This window comes from Mesorhizobium sp. M1273, assembly GCF_040318195.1.
Classification (GTDB): Bacteria; Pseudomonadota; Alphaproteobacteria; order Rhizobiales; family Rhizobiaceae; genus Mesorhizobium.
In genome coordinates this window covers 1-2,748 of record NZ_JAMYLV010000079.1, presented here as the reverse complement: position 1 = coordinate 2,748, position 2,748 = coordinate 1, and the positions used below count along the sequence as shown (strand labels likewise).

General features: G+C 58.3%; 4 protein-coding genes. 3 read left to right on the top strand and 1 reads right to left on the bottom strand.

Translation table 11 applies throughout. The features are described from left to right. Positions 1-366: 366 nt before the first annotated feature. Both NKH30_RS32955 and NKH30_RS32950 read left to right on the top strand, forming a co-directional pair. Entirely contained in the window at positions 367-750 is a 384-nt protein-coding gene (locus NKH30_RS32955; protein ID WP_352541080.1) for a DUF6152 family protein, read from the top strand. Further along, the gene (locus tag NKH30_RS32950) at positions 751-1,215 is read left to right on the top strand and encodes a DUF6644 family protein (protein ID WP_352998151.1); all 465 of its coding nucleotides are present in this window, start codon (positions 751-753) and stop codon (positions 1,213-1,215) included. Here the strand turns inward: NKH30_RS32950 and NKH30_RS32945 are convergent. After that, the gene (locus NKH30_RS32945) at positions 1,208-1,330 is read right to left on the bottom strand and encodes a hypothetical protein (RefSeq protein WP_352541082.1); all 123 of its coding nucleotides are present in this window, start codon (positions 1,328-1,330) and stop codon (positions 1,208-1,210) included. The genes NKH30_RS32950 and NKH30_RS32945 overlap by 8 nt on opposite strands. Positions 1,331-1,826: 496 nt before the next feature. On the opposite strand from NKH30_RS32945, the gene NKH30_RS32940 reads away from it, so the two are divergent. Then, positions 1,827-2,375: a site-specific integrase gene (locus NKH30_RS32940; protein WP_352541083.1), complete on the top strand. Its 549-nt coding sequence runs from the start codon at positions 1,827-1,829 to the stop codon at positions 2,373-2,375. Positions 2,376-2,748: the final 373 nt, after the last annotated feature.

Genomic DNA, 2,748 nt, shown 5'->3' with positions numbered 1-2,748 from the left:
AAGGACCGTGCTCAAAGGCCGGACATATGGACGCAAGCGATCGAAAACGACGCAAAACAACCGTTGCAGGCAGGGCGCCGTCCACATATGGATCCCAGGGTCTCCGCGACGGAGCTTCGCTCCTGCTTCGCCCAGGGATGACGAAGGTACAGTGGCATAAGGCCAATCGCGGACGTTGGAGATTGGCTGGAAACCTCCCCTCGCTTCGTCATCCTAGGGCGGAGCGAACGCGAAGCGGAGCGCAGACCCTAGGATCCATGCCGTTACCATGGCTGTGGAGCGCAGCGACCCAAAAGGCCCTTATGTGATTTGACGCTGCCGCGCCGTGAGCTACCCTCCAATCGAAATGAACCGAGGAGACGAGCGATGCGGTCACCTTTCAACCGGAGCATCACGCTGGCAGCGGCGGTGATCCTTGCCGCCGTCAGTCCGGCCTATGCCCATCACGGCTGGTCGTGGACGCAGGACGGGTTTTTCGAACTCCGGGGCAAGATCACGGCCATCTATATCGGCAACCCGCACGCCACGCTGGATGTCGACGCGAAGGGAGAGGCCTGGCGGGTGGAGATGGCGACGCCGTCCCGCACGATTGCCGCCGGCTTCACCGAGGAGGTCGCCAAGGTCGGCGACGAGGTGACCGCGATCGGCAACCGCTCGCGCGACGAGAGCGAAAAACGCGTGAAGGCAGTCCGCGTCATCGTCGGCGGCAAGACCTATGACGTCTATCCTGACCGCGTGCCGCCGGCCTGAATGGACGGGTTTTTCGCCGGCATCGAGCAACTCGCTTTGGTGCGGGGACTGAAGGCCTCGTTCGTCGCCTACCCCATCGTCAATGCGCTGCACATCATGTCGATCGGCGTGCTGCTGACCTGCGTCTGGCTCATGGACCTCAGGATCCTGGGCGCCTTCCGCTCGCTGCCGCAGGCGGCGTTCGTCGCGCTGCTGCGCCGCACCGCATTGGTCGCGTTTGGCGGTGCGCTGGTCACGGGCTCGCTGCTGTTTTCGGTCAGGGCGAGCGAATATGCGGCGATGCCGATCTTCCTTGCCAAGATGACACTCATCCTCCTCGCCGGCGCCAACTTCCTTGTCTTCGTGCGCCGCGTAAAAGGCGGTGACGAGCCGGCCGGCGGAGCCACGACCATGCTGGCGGTGCTTTCGCTGATGCTGTGGACGTCCGTGCTTTTCGCCGGACGGTTTATTGGGTTTCTCAACTAAACCGAGCGTCGGCGATGGTCCGGCCGAGGCGGGCAGATAAGCTCCCTGCAAAATGCATCTGGAACGAGCTTGCCATGAAGAAGGAAATCATCGAGGTGCCGGTGATATCGGCCAAGTGCGATCGCTCGGCGTGCCGTGCTCGACCGCGTCAGGGCCAATGATTTCCTGTTCGCGACGCCACCGGTGGACATGGTGACAGGCGAGATGGTGCGCGGCGACATAGAAACGCGGACCGAGGCGTCGCTGAAGGCGCTGAAACATTGCCTGGAAGCGGGGATCCTCGCTCGACGATGTGGTGATGGTGCGCATCTACGCCGTCAATTCCGGCGCAGTACAACGCCATCACCAGCGTCTATACCAGATACTTCGCGGCAAACCCGCTGGCGTGCAGCTTCGAGCCGCCGGCCTGGATTCCGTCTGCGATACGTTCATTGACAACGTGGAGGATATGACCGTGCGCCATCCTGGCGACTTAGTCGAGCCATGCTTGCCCGCCACATAGTCCATTTGTTCAATCAAACGCCGTCGTTTTAAAAAAACGATCAAACTGGACAAAATTCGTTTGACATTGACATCCGACTCCGTCATTTGTGGTGCCAACGGAGATTGCTATGGATGTGAAGCCTAGATCACGAGAAGCTCTGCTAGAGTTTTTGGACTACCTAGCCAGGAAGGGGCTCCTGAACAAGACCACTGCCAACGCCAGAAAAGCGGCGGCAGGCAAAGTCCTTGCTCTACTCGACGAAGTAGAGGCTTCTGATTTGGCCGAAGTGGATCTCGATCGTTTGATGCATAGGTTTTCAAACATTTCCGGAGGAAATTATACTCCCGGGAGCCTGAACACTTACAAAAGCCGCGTAAAGTCGTCGGTGGAGGATTTCTTAAACTACCAAGACAACCCAATGACGTTTAAAGTAGGGGGGGCTGCTGGATTTCGGAAGACAAGCGAGCGCCAGAAGGTCGCGCAAATTCAGGGGGAAAGGCCAGCTGCTCGACAGGTTACATCAGCGATGATGGCCCCGCCGACCAGCGTGTCGGTGCTTCCAATCCCGATTCGGGAAAATTTGATAATTCAAATCCAAGGCTTGCCATTTGATTTGACGCCCGCTGAAGCAAATAAGATTGCAAATGTCGTGCGAGCTATGGCAGCATCTGATTGATTCTCCCGTCCAAACGGAGAATCTTTCTCGGTTTAGCCGAGACACCGGGGCCGCTGGTAATAGGGTCCATACCTAAGACCAGCGGCCTCCACCAATCTGAATTTTTCCAGATGCCCGAGTAGATAGCTGATTTGTCGGTTCCGAGCAAATTTTCCCGCGATGGCGGTGGACGCCAGATTACGTGACCGTCAAGCTGAAACACCCCTCATCCGACCGAGCTTCGCTCGGCCACCTTCTCCAACAAGGGAAGAAGGGAAAAAAGCGCTCATCAGGATAGTGTGCTGAAGGTTCTGCAAAAAGTTTTGGAGAGAGAACGGGGCTTGCTCTGAGGGGCGAGCGGCCATGGCACGGTGGTGACGTTGCGATCACCGAT

What these genes read in the sequence shown, in the direction of transcription:
- NKH30_RS32955 (WP_352541080.1), top strand. Translation starts at nt 367, where the DNA reads ATGCGGTCACCTTTCAACCGGAGCATCACGCTGGCAGCGGCGGTGATC.
- NKH30_RS32950 (WP_352998151.1), top strand. Translation starts at nt 751, where the DNA reads ATGGACGGGTTTTTCGCCGGCATCGAGCAACTCGCTTTGGTGCGGGGA.
- NKH30_RS32940 (WP_352541083.1), top strand. Translation starts at nt 1,827, where the DNA reads ATGGATGTGAAGCCTAGATCACGAGAAGCTCTGCTAGAGTTTTTGGAC.